We start from the raw sequence: 15,097 nt of genomic DNA, 5'->3' as shown, positions 1-15,097 counted from the left end.
ACGGCCGGGGCGCGCGTGAGGTGACCGGGCGCCGTCGTCCGCGCAACCCCGGCCACTCGGACGAAGGGGTCCCTCAGCGGCCCCAGCCCGCGTGGGCGATCGCCTGACGAATGAGATCCTCGCGCCCGCCCTCGAACTCCTCCTGGACGTCCAGGGACAGGGCCTCGTCCGGGGTCATCCAGGACAGTTGCAGGGCGTCCTGGCGCGGTTCGCACTCGCCGCGCACGGGGACGATGTAGCTCAGGGCCACGGCGTGCTGGCGGTCGTCGGTGAGGCCCGTCTCGGACGGGGACGGGAAGAACTCGGACACCGCGAACGGCACCGTGGTGGACGGCATCTGCGGCATGGCCAGCGGGCCCAGGTCCTTCTCGAGGTGGCGCAGCAGGGCCGCGCGCACGGTCTCCCGGTACATCACGCGCCCGGAGACGAACGTGCGGACCATGCGGCCCTCGTCGTTCGCGGTGAGCAGCAGGCCGATCTCGGACAGGCAGCCCAACGGGTCCAGGCGCACGGGAATGGCCTGGACGTACACGATGGGCAGGGACGCGCGGGCGCGGTTGAGATCGTCCTCGCTGAGCCAGCCAGGGTTCGGGTCCGGGGTGCGTACTGAACTCATGGTTCGTTTCTACCCCCGGTACACCCCTGCGGGCTAGGCTGGGACCCACGTGGCGCCCCGGGTTCAGCGGTCAGCCGAACGCGCGGCGGCCTCGAAAACAGTCCACGCCTGCACCTGGGTGCTCAGTTCCGCGGGTGCGCCGGTGCGCTGCGCCAGATTCGTGTGCTGCGCGGGTTCCGGCGAGAACACCGCCACGGTCTCGCGCCCACCGGGGGTCGCGGCCGCACCGGGCCGGGTGAAGTCCTCGTCCGGGCCGAACTCACGGCGCCCGTCCCACAGCGCGTCCGCGGTGACACCCAGGAGCCCCCGGGCGGTCTCACGCGCCTCGGCATCCAGGTCCGACGACGCCGCCGCGTAGCCCAGGTACCGCGCCAGGATCCCCGTGAACAGCCCGGCATCACCACCGCCCTGTCCCTTCAGCACGGGCGCCCCGTGCGGGCCGGGCACCGCGAACTCGCGCGCGGCGCCGTGGACGAGGGCCGCGGCCCGGGACAGCCACCGCCGCTTCTCCCCCGGATCCGCGGTGACGCCCGCCAGTTCCAGGGCCGCACCGAGCGCCGGGCCGCTGTTGTAGGTGTACACGTGCGGGTCCACCGCCGTGACCTCCTTCCCGGAACCGGCCGCGACCATGCGGATGCCGTCCATGAACACGCCGCGCTCGGCGTCGAACAGGGTGTCGAAGAGCCACGTGAGCAGCTCCCGCGCCTCGTCCACCCGGTGCATCCGCAGGAAGCTCAGGGCCACGGGGGCCGTGGACGCGGTGTTCTTGTAGTCGCGGGTCATGTTCCACCACGTGCCGCCGCCCAGGTTCCGGTCGCACCCGGACTCGAGGCGCCTGGCGAGCGCCACGCCTTCGTCCTGCACCTGGCGCGTGGTGCGCCCGGTGGCCGCGACGTCCTCGTGCCGCAGCCGGCCGAGCGCGAGGGACAGCCACGCCATGTCGTCGAAGAACACGTTGTTGGTCACCCGCCCGCCGCTGTGGACGGCCATGCCGCGCAGCAGCAGGTGCGCGCGGGAGCGGCAGCGGGCGGCGTCGTCGGCGTGACCGGCGGCGCGCTCGCGGGCGGCGGCGTCCACGAAGGCGTCCAGCAGGTGGGCCTGCCACCAGTAGTGCCACGGGCCCCGGCGCGGGTGCGGGAAGGCGACGGCGCCCAGGTACGTGCCCGGCACGCGGAACGCGCGGCTGCCGAAGAGCCGGTCCACGGAGCGAGCGGCCGTGGCGGCGCGGTGGGCGGGGGACTCGGACATTGCGGGGCTCCTGGGGCGGTGGGCGGGGTGCGTGAGAAGCCTACCGGGCGGGTGGACGGGGCCGGACGCCGACCGGTCCGCGGCGTCGCCCTGCTCCAGGGGTGCCGCAGTGCGGCACCCCGGGTGATGCCGCAGGCTGCACCGCACCCGCTGCCCCGCACGGTTTACCGCCCGCGCCGCGAGGCAGCAGACTGGAGCCACCCCGGGCGGCTCGTCCGGGAGCAGGACGACGGCGCGGCCGCCACGGGTACGGGCGCGGCGGCGCGGAAGGGACACACCATGCCAGACCGGATCTCCGACATCTGGGGGCCGCGCACCCCGTACCCGCGGGGCGGGCAGTGGCCCGTGCGCGTGGACCAGGCCCTGGCCGACGGGGTGCACGAGGAGGACGTGGACCGGTGGGTGCAGTCCGCGTGCGTGCTGTGCAGCAACGGCTGCGCCCTGGACATCGCGGTCAAGGACGGCGCCATGGTGGGGGTCCGCGGCCGGGCGCAGGACGTCGTGAACCGCGGTCGGCTGGGGCCCAAGGGACTCCACGCCTCGTGGCAGGGTGTGGCGCACCGGGACCGGCTGACCCGCCCGCTCGTGCGCGAGAACGGCCGCCTGGTGGAGTGCGACTGGGACACCGCGATGGAACGCATCGTCTCCCGCAGCCGCTCCCTTCTGGCAGACAAGGGTCCCGGGTCCCACGGCTTCTACACATCCGGGCAGTTGTTCCTGGAGGAGTACTACGCGCTGGGGATCCTCACCAAGGCGGGGCTCGGCACCCCGCACGTGGACGGGAACACCCGGTTGTGCACGGCCACCGCGGCCACCGCGATGAAGGAGTCCTTCGGCTCGGACGGTCAGCCCGGGTGCTACCGGGACGTCGACGAGTGCGATGCGCTCTTCCTCTACGGCCACAACATGGCCGAGACGCAGACGGTGCTGTGGTCGCGCGTGCTGGACCGGTTGGAGGGCCCGGACCGGCCGAAGCTCGTGTGCGTGGATCCCCGGGTCACGGAGGTGGCCCGCTGGGCGGACGTCCACCTGGCGGTGCGCCCCGGCACCAACCTGGCTCTCATGCACGGCCTGGTCCGGGAGGTCGTGGCGCAGGGGTGGGTGGACCAGGAGTACGTCGCGGCGCACACCCTGCACATCGGGGACCTCGCGCAGCACATGGACCGGTGGACACCGGAGGCCGTGGCGCGGGAGTGCGGGGTGTCCGCGCAGGACGTGCGGGAGGCGGCGCGGATCTTCGGGACGAGCCCGCGGGTGGTCTCCACCGTGCTGCAGGGCTTCTACCAGTCCGCGCAGGCCACGGCGTCCGCGTGCCAGGTCAACAACCTGCACCTGCTGCGCGGGATGCTGGGCAGGCCCGGGTGCGCGGTGCTGCAGATGAACGGCCAGCCCACGGCCCAGAACGCTCGGGAGGCCGGGGCGAACGGAGACCTCCCGGGGTTCCGGAACTGGGCGAACGCGGAGCACGTGGCGCAGCTCGCCGCGCTGTGGGACGTGGACCCCGCCCGCATCCCCCACGACGGGCCGCCCACGCACGCCCTGCAGATCTTCGAGGAGGCGGAACGGGGCAGCGTGGAGCTGCTCTGGATCGCCGCCACGAATCCGGCGGTGTCCCTGCCGCAGCTTCCGCGCATCCGGGACATCCTCGCCGCGGAGGACCTGTTCGTGGTGGTGCAGGACCTCTACCTCACGGAGACCGCGCGGTACGCGGACGTGGTGCTGCCGGCCGCCGCGTGGGGTGAGAAGACGGGCACGTTCACCAACGCGGACCGCACCGTGCACCTGTCCGAACAGGCCGTGGCTCCTCCGGGGCAGGCCCGCAGCGACCTGGACATCTTCCTGGACTACGCGCGGCGCATGGGGTTCCGCACCCGCTCGGGTGAGCCCCTGCTGGACTGGTCCGGGCCGGAGGAGGGCTTCGACGCCTGGCGCGAGTGCTCCCGCGGCAGGCCGTGCGACTACACCGGGTTGAGCTACGAGATGCTGCGCGGGGGCAGCGGTGTGCAGTGGCCCGTGAACGCCGAGCACCCCGAGGGCACGCCGCGGCTGTACACGGACGGGCGGTTCCCCACGCGGGCGCACGAGGCCGAGAGCTACGGTCACGATCTGCACACCGGCGAGAGCATGGCCGAGGAGGCCTACCGCGTCATGGCGCCGGAGGGACGCGCCCAGTTCAAGACCGCACCGTACGAGGGTCCGAGCACGGTCTCGACCGAGCACCCGCTGCGGCTCGCCACGGGCAGGACCGCCTACCACTTCCACACCCGGACCAAGACCGGCCGAACCCCGGTCCTCGACGCGGCCGCCCCGGAGATGTGGGTGGAGCTGTCCGTGCCGGACTGCGAGCGCCTCGGGCTGCGGGAGGTGGACGTGGTGCGGGTGGACTCGGAGCACGGTCACGTGACCGCGCCGGTCCGGGTGGGGGACGTCCGCGAGGGCACGGTGTTCGCGCCCTTCCACTACGGTTCCGGGCGGCACGGCACGACGTCGCCCGGCGGCCCCGGCGCCTCGGCCCACCGCTCGGACGCCTCCCGTGGGCACCGCGCGGCGAACGAGCTGACGCACACCGAGCTGGACCCGGTCTCGCACCAGCCGGTGTTCAAGAACACCCCGGTGCGTGTCACCAGGGTGGCCGACGCCACCGGGCCCGCCCCGGCTCCCGCGACCACGGCGTCCCGCCCGGCGCGGGCGGGAACCGGGACCTGAGCCGGGCGGGCCGCTGCACGACGCATCGGCAGGCGGCCCGCCCGGCTCGTCCGGAAGGGGGTGTCAGCCCTCGGTGCCCAGCGCCTTCCGGAGCGCCTCGACGGCCAGCCCGCGTGCGACGTTGGCGGCGCGGGTGTCCCGGAGGCTGTCCAGCAGCAGGAAGTCGTGCACCATCCCGGCCACGCGCACGGAGGTGACGTCCACGCCAGCGGAGCGCAGCTTGTTCGCGTACTTCTCACCCTCGTCCCGCAGCACGTCCGCCTCGTCCGTGATCACGAGCGTGGTGGGCAGGCCCTTCAGCTCGTCCTCCGGGGTCCGCAGCGGGGACGCGTACTTCTCGCGGCGCTCGTCCTCGTCCGTCGTGTAGGCGTCCCAGAACCACTTCATGCCGTCACGCGTGAGGTAGTAGCCCTCGGCGAACTGCTCGTAGGAGGCAGTGCTGAAGTCCGCGTCCGCCACCGGGTACAGCAGCACCTGCCCGGCGATCTGCAGCCCGCCGCGGTCCTTGTTCATCTGCGTGAACACGGCACTCATGCACCCGCCCACGGACTCGCCGGTCACCGCGATGCGGCTCGTGTCCATCCCGTGCTCGGCCCCGTGCGCGGCCACCCACTGCCCCACGGCGTAGTTCTGCTCCACCTGGGTGGGGTACTTCTTCTCAGGGGCACGGTCGTACACGGGGAACACGCCCACGGCGTTCGCACCCACCACGAGCTCGCGGAAGAGCCGGTCGTGGGTCTTCTCGTCCCCGAAGACCCAGCCGGCGCCGTGGATGTAGAACACCACGGGCAGGTTCCCCGTGGCACCCTTCGGGCGGATGATGCGCGTGCGCACCGTGCCCCACTCGCCGGCGTCCACCTCCACCCACTCCTCGGCCACGTCCGGGCGTGCCACGCCCTCGCCGCTCTGCAGGTCGAGCAGGATCTTGCGCCCTTCCTCCGGCGGCACCTCGTAGATGCGGGGGTGGGGGTCCGTGGCCTCGCACAGTTCCTTGGCCTCGGGCTCGAGCACGGGAGTGGTGGGTTCGATCGTGGTCATGTCGGTCCTTTCGCTGACGGTTCTCATGTTCCTCAGAGTGCGTGTGGACGGCGCCGCCACACCGCACCCAGGGTGCCGCGCGGCGGCGTCGTGCCGCGGATCAGGACTGGCCGAGGATGTCCTCGATGCCCTGACGGTACGTGGTGACCTGGAACTCGGGGAAGCGGTCCGCGAACCGCGAAGCGTCGAAGAGGTTGTCGCCGCGGTAGCGCGGCAGCAGCTCGTTGGCCTCCCGCAGTGCGGGCACGAAGCGGGCACCGGCCACGAACACGGCGCGCGGCAGCACCGTGTACCCGATCTTTCGTCCGGTGGCGTCGGAAGCGATCTCGATCAGCTGCCGGTAGGTCAGCCGGTTCTGGTCAATGGGCAGGTGCCAGGTCTTGCCGTACGCGTCCGGGGTGTTGCCCAACAGGGCGAGGGCGCGGCTCGCGTCCGGGGTCCAGATCAGGGACCGGCGCGTGGTGGCGCTGACCGGGACGAACGGTCGCTTGCCCGCGCGGATGCGGTCGAAGACGAGCGCGTTGGTCCAGCTCTTGGTCTTGCCCGGGCCGTAGAACTCGGGGGCGCGTCCGATCAACGCCTCGATGCTGCCGGCGGCCATCTCGTCGAGCAGCATGGTGGCGAGCTGCGCACGCACCGCGCCCTTGCGGCCGTTGGGCTCGAACGCGGTGTCCTCGGTCTGCAGGGTGGGCGTGCCCGCGTACATGTAGGTGTTGTCGAAGAACACGAGCTTCGCCCCGTGCTGCTTCACTGCCGCGATGGTGTTGCGCATCATCGCGGGGAACTTCTCCTCCCACAGCTGGGAGTCCATGGGCAGTCCCACGGTCAGGTAGACGACGTCGCTGCCCGCCACCGCACGGGACGTGGCCTCCGCGTCGGTCAGGTCCGCGGCCACGAGCTCGTCCGTGGGGTTGACGGCCTTGGGATGGCGGCTCACCAGCCGGATGTCGTGGGTGTGGTGGCGGTGCAGCTCGCGGGCGAGCTCGTCCGCGATGGGTCCGCCTGCTCCGAGGATGGTCTGCATGGGGTGGTCCTTCCGTGGTGGTGGTTCGTGGCGCGGCCCCGTGGCCGCAGACGAGGTGGGGCCGCTAGAGGTGGGCTGCCAGCACGGCGGAGAAGGCGCCGGCCACCCGGTCGTCCAGCTCGGACGGGGTCCCCGCACGGAGCTGGCCGCTCAGGTGGAGGGAGGCGAGCCCGTGCGTCATGGTCCAGCCCGCGGTGGCCAGGTGGTGGGTGTCCACGTCGGGGAAGTGCCGCGCGGCGGCGCGCTGCAGCAGGTCGAAGACCTCGTGCGCCGCGGGGAGGCGGGCGTCGTCGGACCCGCAGCACCGGGAGAACATGAGGGTGTAGAGGGCGGGGTTCTCCGCGGCGAAGCGCACGGTGGCCACCGCCAGGTCCGTGAGGACGGATGCGGAGGGCTCGTGGTCCACCAGCACGCCATCGAGCCGCCTCCGCAGCCGCACGAAACCGGTGGTGGCCATGGCGGCCTCCAGGTGGGACCTGTCCGGGAAGTGCCGGTAGGGGGCGGTCTGGGACACGCCCACCTGGCGAGCCACGGCGCGCAGCGAGAAGGTGTCCCCGGACTCCAGCAGGGTGATCCCGGCCTCTACCAGGGCCTCCCGCAGGTTGCCGTGGTGATGGGCCTGCTTCTGCGTGGTTGTTGACACCGGTTCCCCTCCGCCTAAAGTTGACAGTGAACACTTTAGGGTCGGCCGACGGTTCGCGCCACCGCCACCGCACGCGGGGGCGGCTACGGACGGGGGCCGTCGAGCCGCGGCACCACCACCGAGAGGACACGCACATGACCGAGGTACTGTTCGTCGTCACCGCCGCCAGCGGCTGGACGCTCAAGGACGGCACGGTGCACCCCACCGGGTACTGGGCGGAGGAGCTCGCCGAGCCCCACCGGCTGTTCACCGAGGCCGGGTGGGGCGTCACGGTCGCCACTCCCGGTGGGGTGGCACCCACCCTGGACGAGCTGAGCCTCGGTGTCGCCGGCGGACTGCCCAAGCGCCGTCAGCAGATCCGCGCCTACATCGACTCCATCCAGGAGCAGCTGGAGCACCCCCGCGTCCTGGACGAGGTGGACGAGTCCGCGTACGACCTCGTGTTCTACCCCGGCGGCCACGGGCCCATGGAGGATCTCGCGTTCGATCCCGTCTCGGGGGAGCTGCTGCGCAAGCGCCTCGCCTCCGGCAAGCCGCTCGCGCTGCTGTGCCACGCGCCCGTCGCGGTGCTCGCGGCCACCAACGACGACGGCAGCAACGCCTTCGCCGGGCGCCGCATGACGGGGCTGTCCAACGTGGAGGAGAAGCTGAACACGTTCGGCTGGAAGGCCAAGTGGTACCTCCAGGACGCGCTGGAGGACGCCGGGATCAACTACCGCAAGGGCGTGCTCCCGCTGCGTCCCTTCGTGGAGGTGGACGGTGCGCTCTACACCGGGCAGAACCCGCAGTCCGCGACCGCACTTGCGGAGCGGATTCTCGCGGACCTCGCCTGAGTCACGACGCCGCCGGGGTCACCTCGACCGCCGACGTGCCCGGCTCACGTGTGCTGAGCCGTGGCGGTCGGGGCACGTTCCTCCTCGAACGGGGACGTTCGTGCAACTGCCCCTCAGCCCCTCACCACGGGCTCGCCGTCAGCCCAGCGCATCCCGCAGCGCCGGTTCCCGCACCTGGTCCCCGAGCCACGGGCTGAACGCGTAGGGGGCGGACTCCACGGCGGCCACCAGGTCCTGCGGGGCCGTCCAGGCGTACTCGGAGACCTCGGACTCCGCGGGCTGCGGGTCGGTGTCCGTCACGGCCACGAACACGGGGCAGAACTCGTTCTCCACCACACCCGTGGCATCCGTGGCGCGGTACTGGAACTCGGGCAGCACCACGGTGAGGTTGCGGATCTCCAGGCCCAGTTCCTGGCGGGCGCGGCGCGCAAGGGCGTCCTCGAAGGACTCGTCCGGGCCGGGGTGGCCGCAGAAGCTGTTGGACCACACGCCCGGCCACGTGCGCTTGCTCAGCGCCCGACGGGTCACGAGGACCTGGCCCCGGGGGTTGAGCACGTGGCACGAGAACGCCAGGTGCAGCGGGGTGGCCTCCGTGTGGACCTCGGACTTCAGGGCGGTCCCGGCCGGTTGGTGCTGGTCGTCCAGGAGCACCACGTGCTCCGCAGTGCTGTGCTCGTTCACCGGGCCGCCTCACGGTCGTGTGTTAGGTTCCAGGCCATGGTAACGGCAGGTGGGAGCGCGCGGTGAGGCGTCGCGTCCTCCCACCGCTGCCCGCGGTCCGCGGCGTGGGGCCCACCCGTGTGCGCATGCCGGGCCCCGGCGCCCCGGACCCCGTGCTCGACTCCCTGCCCGGTCTGCCGCGCACCGCGGTGGACTACGTCCGGGCGCGCTTCCCGGACGACGCCGCATGGTTCGCCCGCGAGGTGGCGGCCGGTCGGGTGCTGGGGGACGGCGGCGTCGTCGTGACCCCGGAGACCCCGTACGAACCCGGGGTGTCCGTGTGGTTCCACCGCCCCGTGCCGGACGAGGACGCTCCGCCCGTGACGCTGGACGTGCTGTACGAGGACGAGTGGATCCTGGCGGTGGACAAGCCGCACGGGCTGTGCAGCACACCCAAGGGCGAGAACGTGCGGCGCTCGGTGGTGGTGGCCGCGCGGTGCCAGTTCGGCAACGACGAGATCTCCGCGCTGCACCGCCTGGACCGCTCCACCGGTGGCGTGCTGCTGCTGTGCCGGCACGCCGAGGACCGCGGCGCGTTCCACCGGATGTTCCAGGAGCGCACGGTGCGCAAGACGTACTGGGCGGTGGCCGGCGTGAACGAGCGTGTGGGGGAGGAGACCGTGCGGGTGGAGTCACGGATCCGCAAGATCCAGGGCGTGGTGCAGGCCTTCGAGGAGCCGGGGGAGGTCAACGCGGTCACGGACGTCCGCCGCGTGGAGACCTTCACCGATGCGCAGGGCGAGTGGGGGCTCTACGAGATCGCCCCGCTGACCGGGCGCACCCACCAGATCCGTGTGCACATGACCTCTCTCGGACTGCCCCTGCGCGGGGACAAGCTCTACCCGGAACCCCGCGAGGACTTCGACGTGGAGGACCCGGACAACCCCCTGCAGCTGATTGCCCGCTCCATCGCGTTCACCCACCCCGTGACGGGGCGCACCGTGCGGATCGACTCGCGTCTGACCCCCGGCAGTCACGCACGGGCGACCGGGGGCCGCAACGTAACGATTGCGTAACATGTGACGCACCACACCTCCCGGTGCCCCACCGGGGTACCGTGGCCGCGGGTCTCTCCTCCCCTTCTGGGCCCACGCCGGACATGCCGCCATCGGGCATGCACCGCACCGGTCGGCGCCCGCCGACGCGAGCTGTCCCCGCAGCGTGTACCGCCCCACTGCACCCCCGCGGTGGGATGCCTGCGCGCCCGAAGCCGAAACGATCCCACCATGCCTCCTCGCCACCTCTCTGTCCGCACCGGGCGGAGCCCGCTCCACCGCGCCCTCACCGCGGTCACCGCAGCCACCGCGGCAGCGGCTGTCGTCCTCACCGGCAGCCTCCTGGCCGCCCCGCAGGCGGACGCCGCGCCGTCGGACATCGTCTCCGTGTCCTCCGGCACCCGCGCGGCCGATGCCCAGAAGATGCTCGGGCAGATCAACAGCCACCGTGCCTCCAAGGGGCTCAAGCCGGTGAAGTACTCCCCGTCCCTGTCCGGGATCTCCCAGGGCCAGTCGGACCGGCTGGTCAGGGGTGAGGTCATCGACCACTCCACCACCTTCCTCACGGACCGCCGTGCCGCCGGGTACGACGCCGCCGGGGAGATCCACGCGCTGTCCTGGCAGAACTCCGTCACGGACCTCACCACGTGGTGGAAGGGCTCACCCGCCCACAACAAGGTGCTGACCGATCCCCGCATGGAGGTCGTCGGCATCGGCCTGACGTACGTGGACGGGCGGCTCTCCGGCAACGGGCAGGGCTGGCGGCTGGTGGGCTCCGTGAGCTCCTACGGCTTCCCGGCCGGCCGCGCTCCCGCGGACACCCGCGCCGGCGTGACCGGTGGTCCCGTGGCCCCGCAGTCGTCCACAGGTTCGGCCGCCGCCATCTACCCCGTCAACGGCGGGATCCGCACCCGCTACAACGGCATGGGTGGAGCCGCCGTGCTCGGCACCCCGGTGTCCCCGGAACGCGGTGGGCTCCCCGGGGGCGGCGTCTACCAGAACTTCCGGGCGGCCAACGGCGCGCTGTGGAAGATCCTCTGGTCCCCGCGCAGCGGTGCGCACGCGGTCAAGGAGACCGGCGCCATCGGCCGGGCCTGGCAGCGCGCGGGGTACGAGCGCGGGTGGGGCTACCCCCTCACGGAGGAGTACCGCGCAGGCTCCGAGGTCCAGCAGCGCTTCTCCAACGGGTACACCGCCCACTGGTCCTCGGCGACGAACCGCACCTGGGTCACCCGCTGACCCGTCCGACGACGCCGCCCCGCGGACTCCCTGCCCCGGCACTGGTCCGCGGGGCGGTGTGTGTCACTCCGCCGCCTGGCACCGCGGGCACCACGCGATCGTTCGCAGGTGCTGCACCGCGGTCCGTGAGGGTGCGGGATCCACGGTGAGCAGGGCGTCGTCGATCTCCCCGCGCTTGAGCACGGCCCCGCAGCGGCGGCACGGCTGACCGTCCTTGCCGTACGCCCAGAACAGGGGGCGTCCCTGCGGGGCCTGGCCCACGGTGGAGCGCATGGAGCGGTCCTTGTTCAGGTGCAGCAGCTTGTGGGCGAGCGTCACGATCTCCCGCAGCTTCCCGTCCGGCAGTGAGCCCACCGTGACCCATGGGTTGGTGCGGGACATGAACAGGGTTTCCACGCGGTACACGTTGCCGATGCCCGCGAGGTTGCGCTGGTCCATCAGAGCGGTGCCGATTGCGCGGTCCGGCTGGGCGCTCAACCGCTCCAGTGCCTTCTCGAGGTCCCAGTCCGGGCCGAGGATGTCCGGGCCCAGGTAGCCCACGAGCTCCCGGTCCTCCAGGCGGGTGGGCACCAGGCGCACGTCCTTGACGTCGAAGCCCACGGCCTCCACGTCCTTGGTACGGAGGATCGCGCGGATGGTGTGCGAGCCCTGCCCGATGGACACGTCGGCGCTGACCCGGGTCCGCGCCTCGGCCGCGGAGCGCACGCTACCGCCTCGCCGGGCCTGGCCGCGCGGTCGGTAGGGGCTCGCGCCGGGATAGCTCCGGCGCCCGCCGGGGCGCGCGGCGTCGTCGTCCTGCTGCCGGTCGAAGACCCGCCAGGTGCCGTCCATCATGAGGTGCGAGTGCAGGGTGAGGGGCTCGGCGCCGGACTTCAGCTCCGCCGCGTCCGGTGCCCCGGAGAGCCGGATGAGGATGTGCTTCCCGCGCGGCACCACCGCCACCACGGTGCGCCCGGACACGTCCGACGTGGCGAGGGCGGGCACCCGGAAGTCCGAGCTCTCGATCACCGCGCCCTCCAGCGCCTCGCGCAGCATCTTGCACTGGCGGTAGACGGAATCACCTTCGGGCACGGGGGGGGCTCCTGGGTTGCGGGTGGGGTGTTCAGCGTATGCCGTGAATCGTCACGTGTGGCCGAATGGTCATTGTGGACGGTGGCGAACCGTGGTGTCGTAGATGGCCCATCCCGACGTGAGGAGAATCGAATGTCCACTCAGGGAAGCACTGCACTGGGACGAGAAAAGAGTCGTGCACTGGCCGTGGGCCTGGGGCTCGTTGCGCTCGCCGGTCTCGTGGTCGCATTCTTCGCGGACACGGACAGCACGTTCTACCTCCGGGTGCTCGGGTTCTTGATGTTCGTCGTGGCGGGCCTTGCCTCACGGTTGGCGTTCCTCGAGGCCCGGACATAGCGCGGGGGACACGTGATGACGGTTGAACGACCGAAGAATCCCGAGAGCTGGACCCCGCCTCCTCTGTGGACGCCGCTGTCCGGGCACCTCATGATGGGGGCACTCAAGGCGCCGGTGATGGTTCTCCTGCTGTGGGTGGCCACGCTGACGGGCTGGCTGCGGGTCGCGCCCCTGCAGAACCTGATCGTCGCGGCGGTGGGCGCCGTGATCGTGGGGGAGGTTCTCACCACACTGGCGGAGCGGCCCTTCGTGGTGGAGCGGCGGCTCTCCGCCCCGGGTGGTTGGGACTACGCGCTCGCACCCGTGGTGATCCACGCCGTCGTGGGCCTGGGTCTCGGCGTTCTCCTCCTCGGTGGTCTGCGAGGCGGTGTTGCACTGGGCGCCGCGTACGCCGTGGCCACGGCCGGTGAGGTAATCCTGTCGAGGTCCTGGCGCCCTGGTGACACCCAGGCCCAGTTCGACGAGAAGTGGCGCGAGGCCAAGCGCATGACCCACGAGACGTTCGATGAGGACGTCCAGGAGATCAGACGGCGCGCGAGGCAGCGGGCTCGGGACAACTACTACAAGAGGAAGAAATGAAGAGACCGTAGAGAAGCGGCCACCTGCCATGTTCGTGTGCCATTCCGGTCATTCAGCTCCGTGGGCTGGGGATTGCTGCCGCACGGATCGATGCATCTGTGATGCAAGGCGAATGAGCCTTTCCGACCGAGATCACCTCCTGAAGCGGATGAACACCAGCTGTTCAAGAGCCGTTTTTGCGACGTCGGGCGGCTACCGGGGCAGCGCCAGGACGTCTTGCTCGAATGCGGGACGTTTGGTGAACTTCATGTGGCGCGTGCTCACTGGACGCCAGACGGATCCAGGCCCAGGAGGTCAGCAGTTTCTGCCAACGGGCCCGCTCCGCCCTCGTGAAGCCGGGGACGGATGACCTCAGCAATGGTCAGGTCCTCCAAGAGGGACGCAAGAACTTCAAACGCCTCGTAGGGGATCATTACTGCCTCCGGCTTGTGATGGGCTCCGAAAATGACCGACTCGGCAGTCAGCCCCTCGGCGCGGAAGCGCTGAGGGGTTTCACCGATGCTTTTACGAGCCTCTCGACTCGTGAGGGGATGCGCATGGGATGACGTCACGAACTCAGCGTACGAGAGGTGTGCACGTTTGAGTCGCCGTAGGGCAAGGCAAGTAATCAAGGATTTGGGCGTTCGTGGCATTGTTCATGCCCGCACACCCCGTCCATGGTCATCAGGCCCGTGTGGGTGCCGCCACGAGATGACGAAAAGTCATGCCCGTCAGCACCAGGGAAAGTACGGCGAATGCCTGCCAGCCCAGAAGAGCCCACCATGTACCGAAGGCTGCGCCAACGGCCCCACCCGCGAGCGTGCCGAAAGGCACGGCGCCGCGCGTCAGCATGCGTCGAAGGGCGGTGACGCGTCCAAGGGTCCCCTCCGGGCAGGCACGTGCGAAGACCGTTGCCTGAGTGATGTTGTTGAGCACGACCATGAACCCCCACAGGGCGGACCCTGCCAGTAGGTAGACCGCCGCGTGGCTGCTGTCGATGTACGCCATCAGGTGGAGCCCCACGGCCGCCGCGCAGCCGAATGATCCAGTGAGGATGCACCCGCGGTCACCGAGAGCGGAAATGCATTTGCTGGCAATAGCGGCAACTGCCAGTGCGCCAGCTGAACCCGCAGTGAGTTGGAAGCCGAGGAACTCCGGCCCCATACGGAGATCGGTGAGGATCCACACGGCCTCGACGGGCACGAAGAGTGACATGCCCAGGTTGCTTGCCGTGCCGCTCAGGGTGAGCAGCCACAGCGCGGGAGCGCTGCGGAGCACACTCCATCCCTCGACTGCATCCCTCCAAAAACGGGCCCACCGGGAGAGGGCGGCTTCAGCATCGGCCGTCCCGGTGTCTGTCCGTTTGTGCTGGGCTGGAGAGATCATGCGAACCTTGAATGCCACCAGCCCGGCAGTCAGGAGGAATGCGGCAGACAGGGCGAGTACCGGTCCCGATCCCAACTTCGCCACCGCGAGACCGGCGGCTGCGGGCACGATCAGTCCCAGAGCGGCATCGGCGGATTCGAGTCGTGCCGCCAAACGGGGCACATGAGCAGGGGGCACGACGCGGGGAACGAGTGTCGTCTGTGTGGTCTCAGCCAGCACGGTGAGCACACCCAGCAGACCCATGACCGCTGCCAGGTGGAAGAACGTGAGGGCGTCCAACGCCCAGGCAAGCACGAGCGTGCTGAGCAGGGCCGCCTTTGCAATGCCGGCCGCCGCCAGGAGCGCAGGGCTGAGGCTGCGGTCCACCATGATGCCGATCGGGACGCCGAAGAAGAGGAATCCGAGCCCGGACAACGTCATCAGGACGCCCATCCGGTCGGCCCCCACGCCCAGGACCAGAACGGCCAGCACGTCTACAGCGACATCCGTGGCCGAGCGTCCCCCGGCATCGAGCCCGTTCGATAGCACCAGCCACTGAGCGCGGCCCAGACCTTTCGAGGAGAAATTATCCCCTTCCGCTGGGGAGAGGTGCGCGCTGTTCGTCGGCATTGACGAAGTGTGTCAGACAGGAGAGCGCTGGCCCTCGTCAGTCAGCTCGATGTCAGCGGGGTTCGGCTGGGCACT

15 protein-coding genes are annotated in these 15,097 nt (G+C 71.0%); 6 read left to right on the top strand and 9 right to left on the bottom strand.

Annotated elements, in window-relative coordinates:
* Positions 1-73 precede the first annotated feature (73 nt).
* Complete coding sequence (locus C1C97_RS06425) at positions 74-616, bottom strand: NUDIX hydrolase family protein (RefSeq protein WP_110920986.1); 543 nt, start codon at positions 614-616, stop codon at positions 74-76.
* A gap of 63 nt (positions 617-679) precedes the next feature.
* Positions 680-1,864 (bottom strand): glycoside hydrolase family 76 protein, encoded by a 1,185-nt coding sequence (locus tag C1C97_RS06420; RefSeq protein WP_121030737.1) that lies wholly within the window; start codon positions 1,862-1,864, stop codon positions 680-682.
* A 279-nt stretch (positions 1,865-2,143) separates the two neighbouring features.
* Between C1C97_RS06420 and C1C97_RS06415 the strand changes: the two genes are divergently transcribed.
* Positions 2,144-4,570, top strand: coding sequence for a molybdopterin oxidoreductase family protein (locus C1C97_RS06415; protein WP_121030735.1), 2,427 nt, complete (start codon positions 2,144-2,146; stop codon positions 4,568-4,570).
* Between the two features lie 63 nt (positions 4,571-4,633).
* On the opposite strand, the gene C1C97_RS06410 is transcribed toward C1C97_RS06415, so the two are convergent.
* The 3 genes from C1C97_RS06410 to C1C97_RS06400 all read right to left on the bottom strand — a co-directional run bounded on the left by C1C97_RS06410 (position 4,634) and on the right by C1C97_RS06400 (position 7,275).
* A complete protein-coding gene (locus C1C97_RS06410; protein ID WP_121030733.1) occupies positions 4,634-5,608 on the bottom strand; it encodes an alpha/beta hydrolase in 975 nt (324 codons plus the stop codon).
* A 100-nt stretch (positions 5,609-5,708) separates the two neighbouring features.
* The gene (locus tag C1C97_RS06405) at positions 5,709-6,632 is read right to left on the bottom strand and encodes an NAD-dependent epimerase/dehydratase family protein (protein ID WP_121030731.1); all 924 of its coding nucleotides are present in this window, start codon (positions 6,630-6,632) and stop codon (positions 5,709-5,711) included.
* Positions 6,633-6,696: 64 nt separating this feature from the next.
* Positions 6,697-7,275, bottom strand: a complete 579-nt coding sequence (locus tag C1C97_RS06400; RefSeq protein WP_121030729.1) for a TetR/AcrR family transcriptional regulator — start codon at positions 7,273-7,275, stop codon at positions 6,697-6,699.
* A gap of 134 nt (positions 7,276-7,409) precedes the next feature.
* On the opposite strand from C1C97_RS06400, the gene C1C97_RS06395 reads away from it, so the two are divergent.
* Positions 7,410-8,108, top strand: a complete 699-nt coding sequence (locus C1C97_RS06395) for a type 1 glutamine amidotransferase domain-containing protein (protein WP_121030727.1) — start codon at positions 7,410-7,412, stop codon at positions 8,106-8,108.
* A gap of 138 nt (positions 8,109-8,246) precedes the next feature.
* On the opposite strand, the gene idi is transcribed toward C1C97_RS06395, so the two are convergent.
* Positions 8,247-8,789, bottom strand: a complete 543-nt coding sequence (gene idi, locus C1C97_RS06390; protein WP_121030725.1) for an isopentenyl-diphosphate Delta-isomerase — start codon at positions 8,787-8,789, stop codon at positions 8,247-8,249.
* A gap of 125 nt (positions 8,790-8,914) precedes the next feature.
* Here idi and C1C97_RS06385 point away from each other — a divergent pair, with 125 nt between their 5' ends.
* The gene (locus C1C97_RS06385) at positions 8,915-9,844 is read left to right on the top strand and encodes a pseudouridine synthase (RefSeq protein ID WP_233542785.1); all 930 of its coding nucleotides are present in this window, start codon (positions 8,915-8,917) and stop codon (positions 9,842-9,844) included.
* A gap of 210 nt (positions 9,845-10,054) precedes the next feature.
* On the top strand, positions 10,055-11,062 hold the full coding sequence (locus C1C97_RS06380) for a CAP domain-containing protein (RefSeq protein WP_110920752.1): 1,008 nt from the start codon (positions 10,055-10,057) through the stop codon (positions 11,060-11,062).
* A gap of 63 nt (positions 11,063-11,125) precedes the next feature.
* Here C1C97_RS06380 and C1C97_RS06375 read toward each other — a convergent pair whose 3' ends face one another.
* The gene (locus C1C97_RS06375) at positions 11,126-12,133 is read right to left on the bottom strand and encodes a DNA-formamidopyrimidine glycosylase family protein (RefSeq protein WP_121030721.1); all 1,008 of its coding nucleotides are present in this window, start codon (positions 12,131-12,133) and stop codon (positions 11,126-11,128) included.
* A 132-nt stretch (positions 12,134-12,265) separates the two neighbouring features.
* Here C1C97_RS06375 and C1C97_RS12160 point away from each other — a divergent pair, with 132 nt between their 5' ends.
* Both C1C97_RS12160 and C1C97_RS06370 read left to right on the top strand, forming a co-directional pair.
* A complete protein-coding gene (locus tag C1C97_RS12160; RefSeq protein ID WP_147406055.1) occupies positions 12,266-12,469 on the top strand; it encodes a hypothetical protein in 204 nt (67 codons plus the stop codon).
* 15 nt (positions 12,470-12,484) lie between these two features.
* Positions 12,485-13,048, top strand: coding sequence for a hypothetical protein (locus C1C97_RS06370; RefSeq protein ID WP_147406054.1), 564 nt, complete (start codon positions 12,485-12,487; stop codon positions 13,046-13,048).
* A 260-nt stretch (positions 13,049-13,308) separates the two neighbouring features.
* Here C1C97_RS06370 and C1C97_RS12155 read toward each other — a convergent pair whose 3' ends face one another.
* A complete protein-coding gene (locus C1C97_RS12155) occupies positions 13,309-13,599 on the bottom strand; it encodes a hypothetical protein (RefSeq protein WP_147406053.1) in 291 nt (96 codons plus the stop codon).
* 112 nt (positions 13,600-13,711) lie between these two features.
* Entirely contained in the window at positions 13,712-15,022 is a 1,311-nt protein-coding gene (locus C1C97_RS06365; RefSeq protein WP_121030717.1) for an MFS transporter, read from the bottom strand.
* Positions 15,023-15,097: the final 75 nt, after the last annotated feature.

Origin of the sequence: Kocuria tytonis, assembly GCF_003226895.2 — a bacterium.
In the GTDB taxonomy this organism is placed as follows: Bacteria; Actinomycetota; Actinomycetes; order Actinomycetales; family Micrococcaceae; genus Kocuria; species Kocuria tytonis.
Note: the sequence above shows the minus strand (reverse complement) of the source record. Positions and strands in the feature narration are given on the sequence as shown.